This window comes from Photobacterium sp. R1 (assembly GCF_054600795.1).
In genome coordinates this window covers 1-719 of record NZ_BAAHZP010000047.1, presented here as the reverse complement: position 1 = coordinate 719, position 719 = coordinate 1, and the positions used below count along the sequence as shown (strand labels likewise).

Genomic DNA, 719 nt, shown 5'->3' with positions numbered 1-719 from the left:
CAGCAACGCGTACAGCGGCGTCATAGGGAGATTCTGCAGCGCCTTGCGCAGGGCGGTCGCGTTATTTTCCTGCTTCATACGGGCGCAGATATCTGCCAGTCCCTGTAAGCCGACGCCCTGCCATTGTGCCCAATCCAGTTTACCGCTGAGATAGACCTGAGCATGTTCGTAATACTGGCTGGCTGGCAACGCCAGTTGCTGACGCAAATGGGCGTGGAAGATCGCCATTTTGTCGTCTTTTGGCTTGAAGGTGTACGGGTTGGCCGCCAGCTTTTCCTGCTCTTCTTCTGTCGGCACTGCATTGAGAGTGGCGCCCATGGCTTCGATGACATACTTAATGAAATCACCGACTGCAGCCTGTTTGAGTAAGCCCCGCTCATCCAGCGGCAGCCTGAGGAACCAGATCCACGGAGGATTGCCCGGCTGCCAGAATGAAATCGACAGGTGAGCATGCTGCTGTAACGGCCATGGATAAGGCTGGCGGTTATCTTCAACTGCTTTGAAGGTGTCTCGCTCGATTTCACAGACCCGGCGGCCCAGATCGAAAATCTTATACTGGCATCCGGCATTGTCCAACAGTTGGGTCAGGGTGTGAAATTTATCCATGGGCATGCTACTGGGCTCCTAGAGTTTGACGGCTTATGGTGGCGCATTATAGGGAGTTGAGCGTGAAGATGGTATCCTTGCGCGCCAGTTGTCCGGCTGAGCTCACCCTCAGC

The 719-nt window shown here is 55.1% G+C and carries 1 protein-coding gene; it reads right to left on the bottom strand.

All coding sequences use genetic code 11. The annotated features are described in order from the left end of the window. Nucleotides 1-612, bottom strand: a 612-nt coding sequence (locus tag ACYP03_RS23865) for a DUF3549 family protein (protein ID WP_459782343.1), incomplete at its 3' end; no start/stop codon positions are given. Between the last annotated feature and the right edge of the window lie 107 nt (nucleotides 613-719).